Source organism: Pseudomonas baetica, from assembly GCF_002813455.1.
Taxonomy (GTDB): domain Bacteria; phylum Pseudomonadota; class Gammaproteobacteria; order Pseudomonadales; family Pseudomonadaceae; genus Aquipseudomonas; species Aquipseudomonas baetica.
This window is the reverse complement of record NZ_PHHE01000001.1, coordinates 3,738,554-3,757,660: the sequence shown is the minus strand read 5'-3', so window position 1 is coordinate 3,757,660 and position 19,107 is coordinate 3,738,554. Positions and strand designations below refer to the sequence as shown.

Here is a 19,107-nt window from a genome sequence, read left to right as displayed (position 1 = left end):
TTACAATCCATCTACATGATGGCCACTCGCGGCGGCCCGCGTTATGAACCGGGTACGGTGGCAGGCACAGGGCAGGTGGTTGGCGAAAATTGGTTGGGTAGCGCGACACAACCAAGTGGCTCGCCGGTTCCTGCACAGATTGCGGATCAGTTGCGTGGTCAGGATTTCAGAAACTTTGATAGATTCAGGGAAAGTTTCTGGAAAGCGGTAGCTGTGGATGGATCGCTACGGCGGCAGTTTGGTAAGGTCGATTTAGAGCAGATGGCCAATGGCGCAGCACCTTATGCGGAGCCTTTGGACACCGTTGGCGGCAGAGAGAAAATTGAAATACACCACAAGCAACGAATCGCTGATGGCGGAGATGTATACGATCTGGAAAACCTGAGTATCCTAACGCCAAAGGCCCATATAGAACTGCATAAAAAAGGCACTCAACAATGAATCTAAAAGACAGGTTAGAGGATTACACAGAGGCAGAATTCTTAACTTTTTTAAAAGGTTTTTTCGAGAATGACAGTGGTCTTTCGGGCGAAGCCTATAGCGAATACTCCTCTAAGCGGATGCGGCATTTTGAGAAAGTAACAGAACATCCAAGGAAACGGCTTGTTTTAACTCGTCCAATAGGGCGCGAAGATAGTCCAGAAGGGGCGCTCGAAGAAATTAAAGAATGGCGCAAAGCAAACGGTAAACCTGGCTTTAAACCAGAGTAATACAATGAAACAGCGTCACAAACTGTGGCGCTGTTTAGTTTCAGATCAAAGCAACTCCCGAATCTCCAAGGGCAAAAAACTCATATATTTACGTGTCGGATTGTCCCGGCAGTTCCTGACAATTGCCGGGACTTTTCTGTTCATCTTCGCAATCATCGCCAAACGCTGTTCATCCGATAATTGATGCCTGGTGAGTGAATTTGAAAGATAGGCCCGCGTATACGCAAATACGCTTGAGTCGACCCAATCGAACTCACTCATATTTCGAAGGTTTTCGTTAACGGCCCGGCATTTAACTGTTTTCAGCCATTGGTTGATATGAAGCGGGTGGTCTTCGAGGCGAAAAATCATTGGCGCGACGATTTCCTGCTCTTCAGGTTTATCCCCTTCAACCACCCAAGGTTTGAACCGCCACTGCGCTATCGCGACTCGAACCGCTTCGGCCAAGTCAGGGTGAGTGCTTTCCCGAATTCTGATGTCGCTGACCGAGCCATCCGCCCTGGCGATAAAACTGACCTTCACCTCCCCCGTGATGCCCGCCCGTTGCAGCATTCGAGGATAGACAGGTTTGGGATTGTTTTCCGGGATCAAAAACTTCTCGGAGGCCAGCGTAGAACCTACGAACACCAACAAAAGCCAAGCAAAAAACCAGCGCATGATCCCCCCTTCCTTAGTGATTCGCCCTTCCCGGCAACAGCACAAAGGTTACGGAACAATGGCTTTGAACTGAATGGCGCCGCTTCGCCTTTGGATGCAGGACATTTCCCAAACCGAGACGGAAACCAGTCAAAAGCACTGGGCGAATGTCCAGAGGTAACTTTTCTGACGGACTCTTAGCCACCGCTGGTGTCGGCCACATCACCCGGCAGCAGGTGCTCCTGAACCTTCTGACTGTGCGACTGGATCAGTCGCCCCTTGCCATCGAAACGCAGCACGATGAGCCAGTCATAGACGTTATCCGGCCACTTCTGCTGGCCGGTGAGCGCTGGGCCATCGCCACCGAACGCCGTGATCAGCTTGTTGATGTGACTGTGGTGCCAGGCGATCAGCACCGTTTGCGCCTGATTGCTCCTGCGCAGTGTTTTGACGACTTGCTGGAAGTCGCCATTGTCGTAGGGCTGCTCGATGGGCAAGCGCAGACGCTCGGCCAGCGGGGTCAGGGTCAACCGCGAACGAACACTCTCAGGGCTGTCGCCAGCGGCAATCAGGCGCTGGGGAGTGAGTGTCTGGCCCGCCAGCTTCAACGGGTCGAAATAATCGGCGTAGGCCACGGCACGCTGCTCTCCGCGGGCGTTGAGCTCTCTACCGACATCAGGCTTTTCCGCGTGGCGAATGATCAGCACGGTGACATTGCGCAATCCCTGCCCGGTATTGCTCTGCGCAACACTCAGCGCCATCACTGAAACGGTCAATACGATCGCCACCACCAATCTGGGCACCAACCTGCGAACTTTCAGGGTCATCATTCAACTCTGCGCAATCAGTCTGGACTAGTGGCCGCGAGTCTAAGTCACCCCCTGTTCATAAGTGTTGAAAACGCCCTGTTCTTACAGCTGAGCGACAGGTTCGTAAAAGAACACGCGAATTCCAACATTTTCCGCTATTTGGCCGATGAGAACCGGTGCTATTTTCGGTAACGAAACTGTAACATTCGCATCCGCAGTCAAAACAAGAAATTTGGAGCTCTTGAATGTTTGCTTTCTTTCGTCCTGCCACACATCAGGCTCCATTGCCTGAAGAAAAAATAGACAGCACTTATCGGCGCCTGCGTTGGCAGATCTTCGCCGGTATCTTCTTTGGCTACGCGGGTTACTACCTGCTGCGCAAAAACTTCTCCCTGGCCATGCCGTACCTGATCGACGAGGGATATACCCGCGGTCAGTTGGGCCTGGCAATGTCGGCAATCGCGATCGCTTATGGTTTGTCGAAGTTCTTGATGGGCCTGGTGTCTGATCGATCCAACCCGCGTTACTTCTTGCCGTTCGGCTTGCTGATTTCAGCGGGCGTGATGTTCGTTTTCGGCTTCGCGCCGTGGGCGACGTCCAGCGTGACGATGATGTTCATCTTGCTGTTCATCAACGGCTGGGCTCAGGGCATGGGCTGGCCGCCAAGCGGCCGGACCATGGTGCACTGGTGGTCGCAGAAGGAACGTGGCGGCGTGGTGTCGGTGTGGAACGTGGCGCATAACGTTGGCGGCGGCCTGATCGGCCCGTTGTTCCTGCTCGGTATGGGGCTGTTCAACGATTGGCACGCGGCCTTCTACGTGCCCGCGGCAGTGGCTTTGGGTGTGGCGGCGTTTGCTTTCATCACCATGCGCGACACCCCGCAGTCGGTTGGTCTGCCACCGATCGAGCAATACAAGAATGATTACCCGGAAGGCTACGATGCCAGCCACGAAGACGAATTCAGCGCCAAGGAGATTTTCGTCAAGTACGTGCTGCGCAACAAAATGCTCTGGTACGTCGCCATGGCGAACGTCTTCGTCTACCTGCTGCGTTATGGCGTACTGGACTGGGCTCCGACGTATCTGAAAGAAGCTAAACACTTCACCGTGGACACCACGTCGTGGGCGTACTTCTTCTACGAGTGGGCCGGTATTCCAGGCACGCTGCTGTGCGGCTGGATGTCGGACAAGCTCTTCCGTGGCAACCGTGGCCTGACCGGCATGGTGTTCATGGCGCTTGTCACCGTGGCGACGCTGGTCTACTGGCTCAACCCGCCTGGCAACCCGACCATCGACATGATCGCGCTGTTTTCCATCGGCTTTCTGATCTATGGGCCGGTCATGCTGACCGGCTTGCAGGCGCTGGAACTGGCTCCGAAGAAAGCCGCCGGCACTGCGGCAGGCTTCACCGGTCTGTTTGGTTATCTGGGTGGTTCGGTCGCAGCCAGTGCAGCGATGGGCTACACCGTGGACCATTTCGGTTGGGACGGTGGTTTCGTGCTGCTGGTGGGCGGCTGCATCATGGCAATGGTTTGCCTGGCTCCCACCTTGTGGCACAAGAAAGCCATCAGTCAGAGCCGCGAAGCCATCGCCTGATCGGCTTTTGATTGGCAGCGCTTGAGCCGCGCCTCCAGATTTCGATCCGGCATGGCGTGGCTACGCAGGGCGTGGGCGGTCTGCTCGACATAATCGCGAGTGGTGCCGTAACGCCCGCAGGCGCTTTCGAACACCTGGCTCAGCACATGATCCGGCAGGTTGCCGGCATAGCTGGGCAGGTGTCGCTCCAGAACAAATCCCAATGCCTGTACCTGCGTGCCGTCTTCGAGCCGGCAATTGAGCCAGTGCGGCCGATACGACGGCACCGGCATCTCGCGTTTCCACAGGGCATACAGCGCGCTATCGAGATTGTCTTCCGGTAACCGGTAGGCGAAGCCGCTGCACGAACCGCCACGATCCAGACCAAACACCAGCCCCGGCAATTCCGGCGTACCCCGGTGCTCGTGCGACCACAGGTACAAACCGCGATGGTAGCCATGCACGCGTCCACGTACTCGCTCCACCGCCGAGCATTCCGGGCGCCAGATCAACGAACCGTAGGCAAACAGCCACACCGGCCCGCCCTTGTGGCGCGCCATGGTCGATTGCATCGAGGCGAGAAGTTGTTCGTGCGTCAGCTGCGGCCCAAGATCGAGCCGCGGAGGGTAATTCAGATTCAGAAAAGCGTTTTCAATGGCGCTCATGGCGAATAGCGTTCAGCTCCCCGCGGGTGAAGAATTACTTAATAGAACGCACCGCTGTAACAATAAGGCACATATGTTTTAAGGCAATTTAAGTGCCATGGCACAGTTCTTAATAAATTGCCTGATGGATATATAATCTACCGATATTTATGCCGTTACATAAATATCGATCGGCTATATAGAGAGTTATAACGAATTCAGGAACGGGGGGCGTAAGCGAATACATCCGCCCGCATTTGATGAGCATCCATCCCCGATTCCACCAGCGCGTCCAGCGTGCCGTAGACCATGGCCGGTGAACCGCTGGCGTAGACATGCAGGGGCTTGAGATCAGGGAAGTCCTCGCAGACCGCCTCGTGCAGCATCCCGCAACGCCCTTCCCAGCCGCATTGGTCGCTGACGACTTTGTGAAGGAACAGATTGGGCAGTTTCAACCATTCGTCCCAGTGTTCGATGTCATAGAAATCTTCGGGACGGCGCACCCCCCAATACAGATGCACCGGGTGTTTGAAGCCGTTGGCGCGGCAATGCTCGATCAGGCTGTGAATCTGGCCCATACCGGTGCCGGCGGCGATCAGCACCAGCGGTCCGTCAGGCAGTTCAGCAAGGTGGGTGTCGCCGAACGGCAGTTCGACGCGCACCAGCGCGTTGCGTTGCAGCTGTTCGATCAGGCTCAACGCACTGGCTTCGCGCGCCAAAACATGGATTTCCAGGTCGCGCCCACCGTGCGGGGCCGAGGCCATGGAGAACGCCGATTTCTCGCCGCTCTCGCGCTCGATCATCAAATACTGCCCGGCGTGATAGCGCGGCGGCTTGCCAGCCGGAGCACGCAAACGCACACGCCAGGTGTCGCCGCCGACGTCCCGGCATTCGATGACCTGGCACGACAGGCTGCGCACCGGCAGTTCTCCCAACGCGAGCACGCCATCCCACAGCAGGATGCAGTCTTCCAGCGGCTCGGCTATGCAAGTGTAGAACTCGCCGTGGTCGTGCACCTTGCCGGCCTGTTCGACCCGGCCTTCGACCAGTAGCGCCGCACACACGTGGCAATTGCCATTGCGGCAGCTTTGCGGGCAGTCGTAGCCCAGGCGCCGCGCACCATCGAGAATCCGCTCACCGGGCTGTATCTCGAGCACCGCTCCGGAGGGCTGCAGGGTTACACGCATCAATCTATTCCTAACTGATTCCAGATGGCATCGATCCGCTGGGTGACGGCGTCGTCCTTGACGATCACGCGGCCCCACTCGCGAGTGGTTTCGCCCGGCCACTTGTGGGTGGCATCCAGGCCCATTTTCGACCCCAGGCCGGAGACCGGCGAGGCGAAGTCGAGGTAGTCGATCGGCGTGTTATCGATCATCACCGTGTCGCGCTTGGGGTCCATGCGCGTGGTGATGGCCCAGATCACGTCGTTCCAGTCGCGGGCGTTGATATCGTCGTCACAGACGATAACGAACTTGGTGTACATGAACTGTCGCAAAAACGACCAGACACCCAGCATCACGCGCTTGGCGTGCCCCGGATACGACTTTTTCATGGTCACGATGGCCATGCGATACGAGCAGCCTTCCGGCGGCAGGTAGAAGTCGGTGATCTCCGGGAACTGCTTCTGCAGAATCGGCACGAACACTTCGTTCAGCGCCACGCCGAGGATCGCCGGCTCATCCGGCGGACGGCCGGTGTAGGTGCTGTGGTAGATCGGTTTGATCCGATGGGTGATGCGCTCGACGGTGAACACCGGGAAGCTGTCGACTTCGTTGTAGTAACCGGTGTGGTCGCCGTAGGGGCCTTCATCGGCCATTTCGCCCGGATGGATTACGCCTTCGAGGATGATCTCGGCGGTGGCCGGCACTTGCAGGTCGTTGCCGCGGCACTTCACCAGTTCGGTGCGGTTACCGCGCAAGAGACCGGCGAAAGCGTATTCGGAGAGGCTGTCCGGGACTGGCGTTACGGCGCCGAGGATGGTCGCCGGGTCGGCGCCGAGGGCTACAGAGACAGGGAACGGCTGACCCGGGTGCTTCTCGCACCACTCACGGAAGTCGAGCGCGCCGCCACGGTGGCTGAGCCAGCGCATGATCACCTTGTTGCGGCCGATCACTTGCTGGCGGTAGATACCGAGGTTCTGGCGGTCCTTGTTCGGGCCTTTGGTGACGGTCAGGCCCCAGGTGATCAGCGGGCCGACGTCGCCGGGCCAGCAGGTCTGCACGGGCAGCATGGCCAGGTCGACGTCGTCGCCTTCGATGACCACTTCCTGGCACACCGCGTCTTTGACGACTTTCGGCGCCATCGAGATGATCTTGCGGAAGATCGGCAGCTTCGACCACGCGTCTTTCAAGCCCTTCGGCGGCTCCGGTTCCTTGAGGAAGGCCAGCAGCTTGCCGATTTCGCGCAGTTCGCTGACCGACTCGGCGCCCATGCCCATCGCCACCCGCTCAGGGGTGCCGAACAGGTTACCGAGCACCGGGATGTCGTAGCCGGTCGGCTTCTCGAACAGCAGCGCGGGGCCCTTGGCCCGCAGCGTGCGGTCGCACACCTCGGTCATCTCCAGCACCGGCGAGACGGGAATCTGGATGCGTTTCAACTCTCCGCGCTGCTCAAGCTGCTGCACGAAATCCCGAAGATCCTTGAATTTCATTGACGATGGCACCCTCAAAATAGGCGTACATCCTACCTGCTATGCAGCCCTGTGGCAGCACGTCGCGGCTTACTTGGCTGCATTCGTCTGGCCTTTCCCAGAGTTTTGCCGGTCTTGCAGACCAATAAACAGGGGTTCGAGGATCGGCGCCACAAAACGCGCACCGACTTCCGAGAGGTGATTGTCGTCCGTGTAGAGCGAGTAGCCGCCCAGTTCAGCGCGGCAAAAACCGTTTTCATCACAGAGTTTCGGCGCCGGATCGACTACCCGCACCGCCGGGTCTTTGGCCAATTGCGCGAACAACTGGCTAATGAAGACCTGACGCTTGTGGTGTTCGGCGACCGCCAATCCGACATCGTCGACCGGACGGTCAAGCATCGCCAGACGCGTCAGGCGATACGGCGGACTAAAGGTTTGCAGCGGCACCTCTTTCACCAACCACACGCGATGCCCGCCGGCACGCAGTTGCGCAACACGGGCGCGCAAGCCCTCGGCAAGACGCTGTTCGGCGGCAGCACGGTCGTATTGCCCGTCTGGCGTTCTCAATACATGGCCCAGATCACCTTTGACGTCGCCATACAGGTACAAACTCCAGCGCGCGACCAGCACCACATCGCTGACCGATTGCTCGCCAAGACCCGCCTCGACCCGCCGATTGAAGCGTGCACAGCGCGCATCATGTTCCAGACCTTCGACCGGTATGCAACCGGGAGAACTGGCGAGGATCACGCTGACGCCGTGGGCTTTGGCACCGTCATCGAACACCGGGATCAATGCTGTAGCGTGGCTGTCACCCCAGACCATTGCCTGGCGGGGCATTTTTTCCACGCCGTAATGGCAGAACAGTTTGTCGTCCGGTGTCTTGTCATCGGCCAGACATGCCATCAGCTCGGGACGCCACTCGCGGCCCTTGGCGTATTGCAGTGCCTGATCGGACAAGCGCCACGGCAAGCCATCGGTCCAGCGCAGGGTTTGTCCGGCCAGCGCCAGCACCAGCACACCCAAGGCCCCGGCCAGCAAAATCGGCCGACGACCGGCGAGCAGACGACGCTCGCGCAACGGCGTTTCGACGAATTTCCACGACAGATAACCCAGCACCAGCGTCAGCAGAATCAGCCCGGCACTGTCGAGCGCACTCGGCTCTTCGACGCGGGCGTAGCTGGAAAACACGAACACTGGCCAGTGCCACAGGTACCACGAATAAGAGATCAGGCCGAAACCGACCATGAGCCGACTGCTCAAAAATTGACCAACAACGGTCTCGCGATGGCCGTTGGCGAAAATCAGCAACACCACACCGAGCACCGGCAGCAGCGCCGCCGCACCGGGGAATGGCGTGGATTTGTTGTAGCCGAACACCGCGAGCAGGATCATTCCCATGCCGAGCAGGCTGAGCAGTTGCGCGGCCATCGGCTTCAAGCGCCAGGCCTGCTTGGGCGCGACCGCCAACATCGCGCCGGCCAGTAACTCCCAGGCACGCATTGGCAGCAGGAAGAATGCTTTTTCCGGGTGGTGACTGACTGCCCACACGCTCAGACCGAAAGACACCAGCAAGACGCCGAACAGCGCCATCCGCCAGTGTTTCAGGCGGCTCGACAACAATGTCAGCAGCAACGGGAAGATGATGTAGAACTGTTCTTCTACCGCCAGCGACCAAGTGTGCAGCATCGGCTTGAGATCGGAGGCGACGTCGAAATAGCCGTCCTGGCGCATGAACAGGATGTTCGAGACGAACAGCACCTGGTAGCGCACCGAGCGGCCGAGCTCTTCGTAATCCTTCGGTGCCAGCAGGAACCAGCCCACCGCCAGCACCGCGATGATCATCACAAACAGCGCCGGCAGAATTCGCCGTGCACGCCGCGCCCAGAACTCGACGAAACTGAAACGGCCGGCCTGACGCTGGTTCCAGATGATCGAAGTGATGAGGTAGCCGGAGATCACGAAGAACACGTCCACGCCGACAAAACCGCCGGTGAACCCCGGGACACCGAAGTGGAACAGCACCACGGCAATGACCGCGACTGCTCGCAAGCCGTCGATATCCCTTCGATAAGCAAGTGTGCTCATAAATCGTTAGTGCCAAATCATTAGGTTGTTTTTTGTACAGCGTCGCCACGTTTGATGCGAGAGTCACGAACGCTGCCTGTTGTTTTGCCAACTCACAGACCTTACCAGATCGCGAATCTCCCATTCTTCGCACGAAAAACCGGCAAAAAAAATGGCGCCCCTGACGGGACGCCATTTCTCTGAGCTCAACTGGCGATGTTACTTGCGTTTCATCGACAGGAAGAACTCGTCGTTGGTCTTGGTCGTTTTCAGCTTGTCGATCAGGAACTCGATGGCGGCAACTTCGTCCATCGGGTGCAGCAGCTTGCGCAGAATCCACATACGCTGCAGTTCGTCGTCGGCAGTCAGCAACTCTTCGCGGCGGGTGCCGGAACGGTTGATGTTGATGGCCGGGAACACACGCTTCTCGGCGATCTTGCGATCCAGAGGCAGCTCCATGTTGCCGGTACCCTTGAACTCTTCGTAGATCACTTCGTCCATTTTCGAGCCGGTTTCAACCAGCGCGGTGGCGATAATGGTCAGCGAGCCGCCCTCTTCGATGTTGCGCGCAGCACCGAAGAAACGCTTTGGTTTCTCCAGGGCGTGGGCGTCAACACCACCGGTCAGCACCTTGCCGGAGCTCGGGATCACGGTGTTGTAGGCACGGGCCAGACGGGTGATGGAGTCGAGCAGGATCACCACGTCTTTCTTGTGTTCGACCAGGCGCTTGGCCTTCTCGATCACCATTTCGGCCACCTGGACGTGACGGGTCGGCGGCTCGTCGAAGGTCGAGGCAACCACTTCGCCGCGCACGGTGCGCTGCATTTCGGTCACTTCTTCCGGACGTTCGTCGATCAGCAATACGATCAGGTGAACTTCAGGGTTGTTACGGGCGATGTTCGCTGCGATGTTTTGCAGCATGATCGTTTTACCGGCTTTCGGCGGAGCAACGATCAGACCACGCTGGCCTTTGCCGATCGGGGCGCACAGGTCGATCACACGACCGGTCAAGTCTTCGGTGGAACCGTTACCGGCTTCCATCTTCATGCGCACAGTCGGGAACAGCGGGGTCAGGTTCTCGAAGAGAATCTTGTTTTTCGCGTTCTCAGGACGATCGAAGTTGATCGTGTCGACCTTGAGCAGGGCGAAATACCGCTCGCCTTCCTTTGGAGGGCGGATCTTGCCAACGATGGTGTCACCGGTGCGCAAGTTGAAACGGCGGATCTGGCTTGGCGAGACGTAGATATCGTCCGGGCCGGCCAGGTAGGAAGCGTCAGCGGAGCGCAGGAAGCCGAAGCCGTCCTGGAGAATCTCCAGCACGCCATCACCGGAGATTTCCTCGCCGCTTTTGGCGTGCTTTTTGAGCAGGGAGAAAATCACGTCCTGCTTGCGCGAACGGGCCATATTTTCTATGCCCATCTGTTCGGCCAATTCGAGCAGTTCGGTAATCGGCTTTTGCTTGAGTTCAGTCAGATTCATATAGGAATGACGTAATCATTTATGGAGGGGGGGAAATTAAGCTTTTGGCTTAATGAGGCCGCGCCGCGGAGAAGGCGACAGGATCGCGAACTAATTCGAAAAGGAGTGCGTCGGCGACGGCTAGCAGGGGGCAATGGAGAAACCAGTGCGGGGCCGAATGTACCACCTGAGTTTCGGAGCGTCTAGCCCTGAATACGCAAAAAGCCCCGCTAATTGCGGGGCTTTTTTTCAGGCACTTTACTGCGACGCTTAGATGTTGGCGTCGAGGAAAGCAGCCAGTTGCGACTTCGACAGCGCGCCGACTTTGGTCGCTTCAACGTTGCCGTTCTTGAACAGCATCAGCGTCGGAATACCACGCACGCCGTGCTTGGCCGGGGTTTCCTGGTTCTCGTCGATGTTCAGTTTGGCAACGGTCAGCTTGCCTTTGTAGGTCTCGGCAATCTCGTCCAGAACCGGAGCGATCATTTTGCAAGGGCCGCACCATTCAGCCCAGTAGTCGACCAGTACAGCGCCTTCGGCCTTGAGTACGTCGGCTTCGAAGCTAGCGTCGCTAACGTGTTTGATAAGATCGCTGCTCATGGAATTCTCCAGGTTGTAAGCAAAAAAACGTGGCCCATCATATCCGCCCCGCTCCGGTTCAGGAAGCCGCAGATGATTGAGTCTTGCTATGGTGCCCCATGAGTCTGGGTATAGCTCAAGTCACGCCGTGGCGGGGGCGATGAAGGCAATCCCGGTGCGCAGCGCGGCGTTGCGCACATGCTCCTGCATGGCTTTTTGCGCGGCACCCGAGGCACGGCGAGCCAGCGCACGGAGGATCTTGCGGTGTTCCTGCCAGGTTTCCATGGCCCGCTCGGCACGGATGAACGGTAGTTTCTGGCTCTCGAGAAAGATCTCGGCACTGGCGGTGAGGATGCTCAGCATCGCCTGATTGCCGCTGGCCAGCAGGATTCGCCGGTGGAAGTCGAAGTCCAGCTTCGCCGCCGCCTCGAAGTCGCCGGCCTTCAGTTGCTCGCGCATCGCCGCGACGTTGTCTTCCAGCGCATCCAGATCGAACGTGCTCAACGTGACCGCCGCCAGCCCCGCCGCAAAGCCTTCCAGCGCATAGCGCAGCTGAAAGATATCCAGTGGCGACGCCTGCGCCGCGAACGACCAGCCTGGCGCGTTCTCACCTCGCGACAATTCCACTGGCGACTGGACGAAAACGCCCTTGCCCGGCTGAATGCTGACCACCCCAAGCGCACTCAGCGACGACAGCGCTTCACGCAGTGAAGCCCGGCTGACGCCCAGCTGCAACGCCAGATCCCGTTGCGACGGCAAGGCATCGCCCGCGCCGAAACCCTGTTCGGTAATCAGTTTGCGGATCGCTTGCAGTGCCACTTCGGGTACCGCGCGGGAAATCGAATTCATGTTTTTCCAGACGCGTCAGGCCAATGTGCGGCTAGTTGTAAAGCTATTCGCCGAGTCCGGCAAGTCGTGCCCCAGCGGGGTTCGATGTTCCCTTGCGATGCGCCATCGCAGTGCGAAAAACAACCTGACTGTTCAGACCAGTAAGACCGAACAAAACCACTGAAACCGCGGCCTGCCGAGGCAAAACCCGGGTATTGGCACGGCCCATGCTCTGTCCGATCGCAGAAATCACTTCCCGCCGATCCGGAGATTGTCCATGACCCAGCGTTACAGCGCCCTCCTCGCTTCCCTGTTTGCCGGCCTGCTGTTGTGCCAGGCCCCCGCCCACGCCGACGGTCTGGACGACGTGGTCAAACGCGGCACGCTGAAAGTCGCCGTGCCTCAGGACTTCCCGCCGTTCGGCTCGGTCGGCCCGGATATGAAGCCCCGTGGCCTGGACATCGACACGGCGAAACTGCTGGCTGATCAATTGAAGGTCAAACTCGAACTGACCCCGGTCAACAGCACCAACCGCATCCCGTTCCTGACCACCGGCAAGGTCGACCTGGTGATTTCCAGCCTCGGCAAAAACCCCGAGCGCGAGAAGGTCATAGACTTCTCCCGCGCCTACGCGCCTTTCTATCTGGCTGTGTTCGGCCCACCTGACGCGGCGATCACCAGCCTCGATGACCTCAAGGGCAAAACCATCAGCGTCACCCGTGGCGCCATCGAAGACATTGAGCTGAGCAAAGTCGCCCCCGAAGGCGTGACCATCAAGCGCTTCGAAGACAACAACTCGACCATCGCCGCCTACCTCGCCGGCCAGGTTGACCTGATCGCCAGCGGCAACGTGGTCATGGTTGCGATCAGCGAGAAGAACCCGAAGCGTGTGCCGGCGCTGAAAGTGAAGCTCAAGGATTCGCCAGTCTACGTCGGCGTGAACAAGAACGAAGCGGCGCTGCTGGCCAAGGTCAACGACATCCTGACCACCGCCAAGGCCGACGGCGCACTGGAAAAGAACTCGCAGACCTGGCTGAAAGAGCCGCTGCCGGCCGATCTCTGATCGACTGCGCGGGAGACCTTCATGGCTTATCAGTTCGATTTCATGCCGGTGGTGCAGAACACCGACCTGCTGTTGCGCGGGGCGCTGTTCACCCTTGAGCTGACGGCCATCGGCGCGGTGCTCGGGGTGGGCGTGGGGATCGTCGGGGCGTTGGTGCGGGCGTGGAACATCCGTCCGTTCTCGGCGATCTTCGGCGTCTACGTCGAGTTGATCCGCAACACACCGTTTCTGGTGCAACTGTTCTTCATCTTCTTCGGCCTGCCGTCGCTTGGCGTGCAGATTTCCGAGTGGCAGGCGGCGGTGCTGGCGATGGTGATCAATCTCGGCGCGTATTCGACCGAGATCATCCGCGCCGGCATTCAGGCGATTCCAAAAGGGCAACTGGAGGCCGCTGCGGCGCTGGCGATGAGTCGCTTCGAGGCGTTCCGCCACGTGGTGTTGCTGCCGGCACTGGGCAAGGTCTGGCCGGCCCTGAGCAGCCAGATCATCATCGTCATGCTCGGCTCGGCGGTGTGTTCGCAAATTGCCACCGAAGAGTTGAGCTTCGCCGCCAACTTCATTCAGTCACGCAACTTCCGCGCCTTTGAAACCTACGCACTGACCACGCTGATCTACCTGTGCATGGCGCTGCTGATTCGCCAACTGCTCAACTGGTTCGGGCGCCGCTACATTTCCAGGAGCAGCCAATGAGCGACTTCACGTTCTGGGACATCCTGCGCAACCTGCTGATCGGCCTGCAATGGACACTGGCGCTATCGCTGGTGGCATTTATCGGCGGCGGGCTCGTCGGGCTGCTGATCCTGATCATGCGCATTTCGAAAAACCCTCTGTCGAGCAACATCGCCCGCACCTGGATCGAGCTGTTCCAAGGCACGCCGCTGTTGATGCAGTTGTTTCTGGTGTTCTTCGGCGTGGCGCTGGCCGGAATCGAAATCTCGCCGTGGATGGCGGCGGCGATTGCCCTGACGCTGTTCACCAGCGCTTATCTGGCGGAGATCTGGCGCGGCTGCGTCGAGGCGATACCCAACGGTCAGTGGGAAGCTTCGTCGAGCCTGGCGCTCAATCCTTTGGAGCAATTGCGCTACGTGATCCTGCCGCAGGCCCTGCGCATCGCCGTGGCACCGACCGTGGGCTTCTCGGTGCAAGTGGTCAAAGGCACCGCCGTGACCTCGATCATCGGCTTCACCGAGCTGACCAAGACCGGCGGCATGCTCGCCAACGCCACGTTTGAACCGTTCATGGTCTACGGCCTCGTCGCCCTCGGCTATTTCCTGCTCTGCTACCCCTTGTCCCTCAGTGCGCGCTACCTGGAAAGGAGACTGCATGCCTCTGCTTAGAATTTCCGCCCTGCATAAATACTACGGCGATCACCACGTGCTCAAAGGCATCGACCTCAGCGTCGAGGAAGGCCAGGTCGTGGCAATCATCGGCCGCAGTGGTTCGGGCAAATCGACCCTGCTGCGTACCCTCAATGGTCTGGAGTCGATCAACGACGGCGTGATCGAAGTCGACGGCGAATACCTTGATGCCGCCCGCGCCGACTTGCGTAGCCTGCGGCAGAAGGTCGGCATGGTGTTCCAGCAGTTCAACCTGTTCCCGCACCTGACGGTCGGCGAAAACGTGATGCTCGCACCGCAAGTGGTGCAGAAAGTGCCGAAAGCCAAGGCGGCGGAGCTGGCGCGCAAGATGCTCGAGCGCGTAGGCCTGGGGGAAAAGTTTGATGCGTTCCCGGATCGGCTGTCCGGTGGGCAGCAGCAACGGGTGGCGATTGCCCGTGCCCTGGCAATGTCGCCGAAGGTGCTGCTGTGCGACGAGATCACCTCGGCGCTCGATCCGGAGTTGGTCAACGAAGTGCTCAGCGTGGTGCGCCAACTGGCGAAGGAAGGCATGACGCTGATCATGGTCACCCACGAAATGCGTTTTGCCCGCGAGGTTGGGGATAAGTTGGTATTCATGCATCACGGCAAGGTGCATGAGGTGGGCGATCCGAGGGTGTTGTTTGCCAACCCGCAGACGGCGGAATTGGCGAACTTCATTGGTTCCGTCGAAGCGACTGCCTGATGGATCCTCATTGCCTGTGATGCACTCTTCGCGAGCAAGCCCGCTCCCACATTGGAACGCGGTCACCTGTGGGAGCGGGCTTGCTCGCGAATGGCCGCGCCACGGTCTCAAGCTTTTATGCGCTGAATCAAGCGTTTGAACCATGCGCGTTGGCGTCAGCGTTTGATCGTGGCACGATGTCGGGGTTATCGACCGAGACCCCCTGACCATGCCGCAATCCCAAGCCAAGAATCTGTCCCTGATCGCCGCAATCGACCTGGGCTCGAACAGCTTTCACATGGTCGTGGCCAAGGCCCAGAACGGCGAAATCCGCATTCTCGAGCGCCTCGGCGAGAAGGTACAACTGGCCGCCGGCATCGACGACGCGCGCCAGCTCAACGAAGAATCGATGCAACGTGGCCTTGATTGCCTCAAACGTTTTGCCCAACTGATCAACGGTATGCCGCTGGGCGCCGTGCGCATCGTCGGCACCAACGCCCTGCGTGAAGCGCGCAATCGTCTGGAGTTCATCCATCGCGCCGAAGAAATCCTCGGCCACCCGGTGGAAGTCATTTCCGGCCGCGAAGAGGCCCGTCTGATTTATCTGGGCGTGTCGCACACCCTCGCCGACACCCCGGGCAAACGCCTGGTCGCCGACATCGGCGGCGGCAGTACCGAGTTCATCATCGGCCAGCGCTTCGAGCCGTTGCTGCGCGAAAGCCTGCAAATGGGCTGCGTCAGCTTCACCCAGCGCTACTTCAAGGACGGCAAGATCACCCCGGCCCGTTACGCCCAGGCGTACACCGCGGCGCGGCTGGAAATCATGAGCATCGAACACGCCCTGCATCGCCTGACCTGGGATGAGGCCATCGGCTCTTCGGGCACCATCCGCGCCATCGGTCTGGCGCTGAAGGCCGGCGGCCACGGCACCGGTGAAGTGAACGCCGAAGGCCTGGCCTGGCTCAAGCGTCGACTGTTCAAGCTCGGCGACGTCGACAAGATCGATTTCGACGGCATCAAACCTGACCGCCGGACGATTTTCCCGGCGGGTCTGGCGATTCTCGAAGCCATCTTCGACGCCCTCGAACTGCAACGCATGGACCACTGCGACGGTGCGCTACGTGAAGGTGTGCTGTACGACCTGCTCGGCCGCCATCACCATGAAGATGTGCGCGAACGTACCCTGACCTCGCTGATGGAGCGTTACCACGTCGACCTGGAACAGGCCGCGCGGGTTGAACGCAAAGCCCTGCATGCCTTTGACCAAGTCGCTGCGGACTGGGAGCTGGATGACGGCATCTGGCGCGAACTCCTTGGCTGGGCAGCGAAAGTGCACGAAGTCGGTCTCGATATCGCCCACTATCACTACCACAAGCATGGCGCCTACCTGATCGAGCACTCGGATCTGGCCGGCTTCTCCCGCGAAGACCAGCAAATGCTCGCCCTGCTGGTACGTGGCCACCGCCGCAACATTCCCAAGGACAAATTCGCCGATTTTGGCGAGGACGGCGACAAGCTGATCCGCCTGTGTGTGTTGCTGCGCTTTGCGATCCTGTTCCACCACATCCGTGGCACCCAGGCGATGCCGCAGGTGGTGCTGCACGCCAAGGGCAACACTCTGGATGTGGAATTCCCGGAAAACTGGCTGGATGAGAACCAACTGACTCAGGCGGATTTCGGGCTTGAGGCGGATTGGTTGACGCGGGTTGGCATCGTTCTAACCGTCCACTAATACACCGCAAATCGCCCTGTAGGAGCTGCCGCACAGGTCGGTGTATCAGGTACAAAAAAGGCGATCCCGTGGGATCGCCTTTATTATTGGGCTGAAGATCAGCTGCTCACCGGCAAAATCGGGCTGCCCAACCGTTCCAGCAACGTCGCCTGCGCACTGCGCGGGTTCTGGTTGCCGGTTGGCGTGTTGCGGATGTAACGGCCATCCGATTGCAGGCTCCAGCTGTGGGTGTTGTCGGTCAGGTACAGCTCCAGCTCTTTCTTCACCCGGGTCAGCAGTTTCTTGCCTTCCACCGGGAAGCAAGTCTCGACGCGCTTGTCGAGATTGCGCTCCATCCAGTCGGCACTGGAGAGGAACATCTGCTCCTCGCCGCCGTTGAGGAAGTAGAACACCCGGGTGTGTTCAAGGAAGCGGCCGATGATCGAACGCACATGGATGTTGTGCGAAACCCCGGCAATGCCCGGCCGCAGGCAGCACATGCCACGCACCACCAGATCGATACGCACGCCCGACTGGCTGGCCTTGTACAGCGCGCGGATGATCTTCGGATCGGTCAGCGAGTTGAACTTGGCGATGATGTGCGCCGGTTTGCCTTCGACGGCGAACTGGGTCTCGCGGGCAATCATGTCGAGCATGCCCTTCTTCAGGGTGAACGGCGCGTGCAGCAGCTTCTTCATGCGCAGCGTTTTGCCCATGCCGATCAACTGGCTGAACAGTTTGCCGACGTCTTCGCACAAGGCGTCGTCGGAGGTCAGCAGGCTGTAGTCGGTGTAAAGCTTGGCGTTACCGGCGTGGTAGTTGCCGGTGCCGAGGTGCGCGTAACGCACGATTTCGCCGGCCTCACGACGCAGGATCAGCATCATCTTGGCGTGGGTCTTGAAGCCGACCACGCCGTAGATCACCACCGCACCGGCCGCTTGCAGACGGCTGGCCAGTTGCAGGTTGGATTCTTCGTCGAAACGCGCTCGCAGCTCGATGACCGCAGTCACTTCCTTACCGTTGCGCGCGGCATCGACCAGCGCATCGACGATTTCCGAGTTGGCGCCGGAGCGGTACAGGGTCTGGCGCACCGCCAGAACATGCGGATCCTTGGCGGCCTGGCGCAGCAGATCGACCACCGGAGTGAACGACTCGAACGGGTGCAGCAGCAAAATATCCTGCTTGCTGACCACGCTGAAAATGTTCTCGCTGTTTTGCAGCAGTTTCGGGATCTGCGGGGTGAACGGCGTGTATTGCAGCTCCGGATGACTGTCCAGACCGGTGATGCTGAACAGACGCGTCAGGTTGACCGGGCCGTTGACCTGATACAGCTCGGTTTCGCTCAGGTTGAACTGCTTGAGCAGGTAGTCCGATAGGTGTTTCGGGCAGGTGTCGGCGACTTCCAGACGCACCGCGTCACCGTAACGACGGGAGAACAACTCGCCACGCAGGGCGCGGGCCAAGTCTTCGACGTCTTCGGAATCGAGCGCCAGGTCGGCGTTTCGGGTCAGACGGAACTGGTAGCAGCCCTTGACCTTCATGCCCTGAAACAGGTCATCAGCGTGAGCGTGGATCATCGAAGACAGGAACACATAGTTGTCGCCAGCACCGCCGACTTCTTCCGGCACCTTGATGATCCGTGGCAGCAGACGCGGCGCCGGGATGATCGCCAGACCGGAGTCACGACCGAAGGCGTCGATGCCTTCGAGCTCGACGATGAAGTTCAGGCTCTTGTTCACCAGCAACGGGAACGGGTGCGTCGGGTCGAGGCCGATCGGGGTGATGATCGGCGCGATCTCGTCGCGGAAATAACGGCGCACCCAGGTCTTGAGCTTGGTCGTCCAGTTACGGCGACGGATGAAACGCACCTGATGCTTTTCCAGCTCTGGCAGCAGGATATCGTTGAGGATCGCGTACTGGCGATCAACGTGACCGTGGACCAGTTCGCTGATCCGCGCCAAGGCTTGATGCGGTTGCAGGCCATCGGCACCGGCTTGTTCACGGGCGAAGGTGATCTGCTTTTTCAGGCCGGCGACGCGGATCTCGAAGAATTCGTCGAGGTTGCTGGAGAAGATCAGCAGGAACTTCAACCGCTCCAGCAACGGATAGGACTCGTCCAGCGCCTGTTCCAGCACGCGGATGTTGAACTGCAGTTGCGAGAGCTCGCGATGGATGTACAGGCTGCTGTCATCCAGGCCCGGAATCGCAATCACCGGCGCCGCCGCAGCAGGTTCGGTGACCGGCGCAGGTGGCGCAGGCTCCAGTTCCGGCGGGGTTTCGGTGATTTGTTCCACCACCGGCTGAGCTTCTTTTACTGCAACTTCAGTGAGTCCTTCGGTATTCATTGAATGTTCCT

General features: G+C 59.3%; 18 protein-coding genes. 8 read left to right on the top strand and 10 right to left on the bottom strand.

Features of this window, described 5'->3' with window-relative positions:
• Positions 1-15 precede the first annotated feature (15 nt).
• Complete coding sequence (locus ATI02_RS17130) at positions 16-441, top strand: HNH endonuclease signature motif containing protein (protein ID WP_100846876.1); 426 nt, start codon at positions 16-18, stop codon at positions 439-441.
• Positions 438-710: a bacteriocin immunity protein gene (locus ATI02_RS17125; RefSeq protein WP_095186887.1), complete on the top strand. Its 273-nt coding sequence runs from the start codon at positions 438-440 to the stop codon at positions 708-710. Before ATI02_RS17130 ends, ATI02_RS17125 begins: the two co-directional genes overlap by 4 nt.
• A gap of 45 nt (positions 711-755) precedes the next feature.
• Here ATI02_RS17125 and ATI02_RS17120 read toward each other — a convergent pair whose 3' ends face one another.
• Both ATI02_RS17120 and ATI02_RS17115 read right to left on the bottom strand, forming a co-directional pair.
• Positions 756-1,367, bottom strand: coding sequence for an energy transducer TonB (locus ATI02_RS17120; protein WP_100846875.1), 612 nt, complete (start codon positions 1,365-1,367; stop codon positions 756-758).
• Between the two features lie 176 nt (positions 1,368-1,543).
• The gene (locus tag ATI02_RS17115) at positions 1,544-2,173 is read right to left on the bottom strand and encodes a flagellar basal body-associated protein FliL (RefSeq protein ID WP_095186886.1); all 630 of its coding nucleotides are present in this window, start codon (positions 2,171-2,173) and stop codon (positions 1,544-1,546) included.
• A gap of 227 nt (positions 2,174-2,400) precedes the next feature.
• Between ATI02_RS17115 and glpT the strand changes: the two genes are divergently transcribed.
• Complete coding sequence (glpT, locus tag ATI02_RS17110; RefSeq protein ID WP_095186885.1) at positions 2,401-3,750, top strand: glycerol-3-phosphate transporter; 1,350 nt, start codon at positions 2,401-2,403, stop codon at positions 3,748-3,750.
• On the opposite strand, the gene ATI02_RS17105 is transcribed toward glpT, so the two are convergent.
• From ATI02_RS17105 to ATI02_RS17075, 7 genes are all read right to left on the bottom strand, one after another.
• Complete coding sequence (locus ATI02_RS17105; RefSeq protein ID WP_095186884.1) at positions 3,726-4,394, bottom strand: gamma-glutamylcyclotransferase; 669 nt, start codon at positions 4,392-4,394, stop codon at positions 3,726-3,728. The genes glpT and ATI02_RS17105 overlap by 25 nt on opposite strands.
• Positions 4,395-4,591: 197 nt before the next feature.
• Positions 4,592-5,560 carry a CDP-6-deoxy-delta-3,4-glucoseen reductase gene (locus tag ATI02_RS17100; protein WP_100846874.1) on the bottom strand — a complete coding sequence of 323 codons (969 nt, stop codon included), beginning with the start codon at positions 5,558-5,560 and terminating at the stop codon, positions 4,592-4,594.
• Positions 5,560-7,026, bottom strand: a complete 1,467-nt coding sequence (ubiD, locus tag ATI02_RS17095; RefSeq protein WP_095186882.1) for a 4-hydroxy-3-polyprenylbenzoate decarboxylase — start codon at positions 7,024-7,026, stop codon at positions 5,560-5,562. Before ubiD ends, ATI02_RS17100 begins: the two co-directional genes overlap by 1 nt.
• Positions 7,027-7,095: 69 nt before the next feature.
• A complete protein-coding gene (locus tag ATI02_RS17090) occupies positions 7,096-9,093 on the bottom strand; it encodes an acyltransferase family protein (protein WP_100846873.1) in 1,998 nt (665 codons plus the stop codon).
• Between the two features lie 198 nt (positions 9,094-9,291).
• The gene (gene rho, locus ATI02_RS17085) at positions 9,292-10,551 is read right to left on the bottom strand and encodes a transcription termination factor Rho (RefSeq protein WP_042561678.1); all 1,260 of its coding nucleotides are present in this window, start codon (positions 10,549-10,551) and stop codon (positions 9,292-9,294) included.
• A 249-nt stretch (positions 10,552-10,800) separates the two neighbouring features.
• Positions 10,801-11,130, bottom strand: a complete 330-nt coding sequence (trxA, locus tag ATI02_RS17080) for a thioredoxin TrxA (protein WP_003206727.1) — start codon at positions 11,128-11,130, stop codon at positions 10,801-10,803.
• A gap of 120 nt (positions 11,131-11,250) precedes the next feature.
• Positions 11,251-11,958 (bottom strand): FadR/GntR family transcriptional regulator, encoded by a 708-nt coding sequence (locus tag ATI02_RS17075; protein ID WP_100846872.1) that lies wholly within the window; start codon positions 11,956-11,958, stop codon positions 11,251-11,253.
• 256 nt (positions 11,959-12,214) lie between these two features.
• On the opposite strand from ATI02_RS17075, the gene ATI02_RS17070 reads away from it, so the two are divergent.
• From ATI02_RS17070 to ppx, 5 genes are all read left to right on the top strand, one after another.
• The gene (locus ATI02_RS17070) at positions 12,215-13,000 is read left to right on the top strand and encodes a transporter substrate-binding domain-containing protein (RefSeq protein WP_083353795.1); all 786 of its coding nucleotides are present in this window, start codon (positions 12,215-12,217) and stop codon (positions 12,998-13,000) included.
• 21 nt (positions 13,001-13,021) lie between these two features.
• Positions 13,022-13,690 (top strand): amino acid ABC transporter permease, encoded by a 669-nt coding sequence (locus tag ATI02_RS17065; RefSeq protein WP_100846871.1) that lies wholly within the window; start codon positions 13,022-13,024, stop codon positions 13,688-13,690.
• A complete protein-coding gene (locus ATI02_RS17060) occupies positions 13,687-14,337 on the top strand; it encodes an amino acid ABC transporter permease (RefSeq protein WP_095186878.1) in 651 nt (216 codons plus the stop codon). Before ATI02_RS17065 ends, ATI02_RS17060 begins: the two co-directional genes overlap by 4 nt.
• Complete coding sequence (locus tag ATI02_RS17055) at positions 14,324-15,061, top strand: amino acid ABC transporter ATP-binding protein (RefSeq protein WP_100846870.1); 738 nt, start codon at positions 14,324-14,326, stop codon at positions 15,059-15,061. The genes ATI02_RS17060 and ATI02_RS17055 overlap by 14 nt, the downstream gene beginning before the upstream one ends.
• 208 nt (positions 15,062-15,269) lie before the next feature.
• Complete coding sequence (gene ppx / locus ATI02_RS17050; RefSeq protein WP_095186876.1) at positions 15,270-16,772, top strand: exopolyphosphatase; 1,503 nt, start codon at positions 15,270-15,272, stop codon at positions 16,770-16,772.
• Positions 16,773-16,870: 98 nt separating this feature from the next.
• Here the strand turns inward: ppx and ppk1 are convergent, their stop codons facing one another.
• Positions 16,871-19,096 carry a polyphosphate kinase 1 gene (gene ppk1 / locus ATI02_RS17045; RefSeq protein ID WP_095186875.1) on the bottom strand — a complete coding sequence of 742 codons (2,226 nt, stop codon included), beginning with the start codon at positions 19,094-19,096 and terminating at the stop codon, positions 16,871-16,873.
• Between the last annotated feature and the right edge of the window lie 11 nt (positions 19,097-19,107).

What these genes read in the sequence shown, in the direction of transcription:
- ATI02_RS17090 (WP_100846873.1), bottom strand. Translation starts at nt 9,093, where the DNA reads ATGAGCACACTTGCTTATCGAAGGGATATCGACGGCTTGCGAGCAGTC.
- ATI02_RS17120 (WP_100846875.1), bottom strand. Translation starts at nt 1,367, where the DNA reads ATGCGCTGGTTTTTTGCTTGGCTTTTGTTGGTGTTCGTAGGTTCTACG.
- ppk1 (WP_095186875.1), bottom strand. Translation starts at nt 19,096, where the DNA reads ATGAATACCGAAGGACTCACTGAAGTTGCAGTAAAAGAAGCTCAGCCG.
- ATI02_RS17055 (WP_100846870.1), top strand. Translation starts at nt 14,324, where the DNA reads ATGCCTCTGCTTAGAATTTCCGCCCTGCATAAATACTACGGCGATCAC.
- trxA (WP_003206727.1), bottom strand. Translation starts at nt 11,130, where the DNA reads ATGAGCAGCGATCTTATCAAACACGTTAGCGACGCTAGCTTCGAAGCC.
- ppx (WP_095186876.1), top strand. Translation starts at nt 15,270, where the DNA reads ATGCCGCAATCCCAAGCCAAGAATCTGTCCCTGATCGCCGCAATCGAC.
- ATI02_RS17115 (WP_095186886.1), bottom strand. Translation starts at nt 2,173, where the DNA reads ATGACCCTGAAAGTTCGCAGGTTGGTGCCCAGATTGGTGGTGGCGATC.
- ATI02_RS17060 (WP_095186878.1), top strand. Translation starts at nt 13,687, where the DNA reads ATGAGCGACTTCACGTTCTGGGACATCCTGCGCAACCTGCTGATCGGC.
- glpT (WP_095186885.1), top strand. Translation starts at nt 2,401, where the DNA reads ATGTTTGCTTTCTTTCGTCCTGCCACACATCAGGCTCCATTGCCTGAA.
- ATI02_RS17065 (WP_100846871.1), top strand. Translation starts at nt 13,022, where the DNA reads ATGGCTTATCAGTTCGATTTCATGCCGGTGGTGCAGAACACCGACCTG.
- ATI02_RS17130 (WP_100846876.1), top strand. Translation starts at nt 16, where the DNA reads ATGATGGCCACTCGCGGCGGCCCGCGTTATGAACCGGGTACGGTGGCA.
- ATI02_RS17075 (WP_100846872.1), bottom strand. Translation starts at nt 11,958, where the DNA reads ATGAATTCGATTTCCCGCGCGGTACCCGAAGTGGCACTGCAAGCGATC.
- ATI02_RS17100 (WP_100846874.1), bottom strand. Translation starts at nt 5,560, where the DNA reads ATGCGTGTAACCCTGCAGCCCTCCGGAGCGGTGCTCGAGATACAGCCC.
- ATI02_RS17070 (WP_083353795.1), top strand. Translation starts at nt 12,215, where the DNA reads ATGACCCAGCGTTACAGCGCCCTCCTCGCTTCCCTGTTTGCCGGCCTG.
- rho (WP_042561678.1), bottom strand. Translation starts at nt 10,551, where the DNA reads ATGAATCTGACTGAACTCAAGCAAAAGCCGATTACCGAACTGCTCGAA.
- ubiD (WP_095186882.1), bottom strand. Translation starts at nt 7,026, where the DNA reads ATGAAATTCAAGGATCTTCGGGATTTCGTGCAGCAGCTTGAGCAGCGC.
- ATI02_RS17125 (WP_095186887.1), top strand. Translation starts at nt 438, where the DNA reads ATGAATCTAAAAGACAGGTTAGAGGATTACACAGAGGCAGAATTCTTA.
- ATI02_RS17105 (WP_095186884.1), bottom strand. Translation starts at nt 4,394, where the DNA reads ATGAGCGCCATTGAAAACGCTTTTCTGAATCTGAATTACCCTCCGCGG.